This is a genomic window from Shigella sp. FC1661 (genome assembly GCF_001712525.1).
In the GTDB taxonomy this organism is placed as follows: Bacteria; Pseudomonadota; Gammaproteobacteria; order Enterobacterales; family Enterobacteriaceae; genus Escherichia; species Escherichia coli.
The window spans coordinates 1-860 of record NZ_MDGW01000391.1 but is presented as its reverse complement, the minus strand read 5'-3'; the positions used below and the strand labels follow the sequence as shown (position 1 = coordinate 860).

Sequence of the window (860 nt, the reverse complement as noted above, 5' to 3'; positions counted from 1 at the left end):
CTGCCGGAATGGCCTTCCAACCGTGTTGACGAACTCCTGCCATGGAACGTAGCACTCACCAATAAATAAGCGTCAATACGGTGCTCCGTTGACGCTTACACGTAACAGTTCAGCGACTGCAACGATAAACGCACTTTTGGTGCGCGTTGCCGAAAACGCTGCAACACCTGCGGCATTCGGTAAGAGAGCAACGTTTCGCCCGAAACAACGCGTAGTTCCCCGTCCGGATCTGACTCCTTTTTGGCAGCCTCACGAAGCGTATCCATCACTCGGGTAAGTTCATAAATGTGCGGCAGCAACTTTTTTCCTTCGCGGGTAAGGCACATCCGTCGGCCAATTTTCTCAAATAACTGGACTGAAAACTCCTGCTCAAGCTGCTGAATATGAAAAGTCACCGTCGATTGTGTACAGCACAATTTTTGCGAAGCTCGCAAAAAGGAACCCTCTTCCACCACGGTTTTAAGCGTAATAAAACGGCGCAGATCCATAACCCCAAACCTATCGAAAATATCGAATCTAGAATATAAAAACATTCATTTTTTTAAATGTTCTGTGTCGGGTACTGGATTTGCCCCTATATTTCCAGACATCTGTTATCACTTAACCCATTACAAGCCCGCTGCCGCAGATATTCCCGTGGCGAGCGATAACCCAGCGCACTATGCGGATGCCATTCGTTATAATGCTCGAACGCCTCTGCAAGGTTCTTTGCTGCCGTTAACCCGTCTGGTTTGGGCATGATACTGATGTAGTCACGCTTTATCGTTTTCACGAAGCTCTCTGCTATTCCGTTACTCTCCGGACTCCGCACCGCCGTGTTCTTCGGTTCAAGTCCCAACATCCGGGCGAACTGGCGTGTT

2 protein-coding genes and 1 pseudogene are annotated in these 860 nt (G+C 49.0%); 1 reads left to right on the top strand and 2 read right to left on the bottom strand.

The window, feature by feature from the left end:
• The coding region (locus BFF42_RS28415; protein WP_369803596.1) for a hypothetical protein at positions 1–69 on the top strand (69 nt) is incomplete at its 5' end.
• 29 nt (positions 70–98) lie between these two features.
• Here the strand turns inward: BFF42_RS28415 and BFF42_RS18790 are convergent.
• Both BFF42_RS18790 and BFF42_RS18785 read right to left on the bottom strand, forming a co-directional pair.
• Positions 99–488 (bottom strand): annotated as a pseudogene (locus tag BFF42_RS18790) (LysR family transcriptional regulator); the annotation flags it as partial.
• Between the two features lie 86 nt (positions 489–574).
• A partial coding sequence (locus BFF42_RS18785) for an integrase core domain-containing protein (protein WP_000318964.1) occupies positions 575–860 on the bottom strand: 286 nt, incomplete at its 5' end.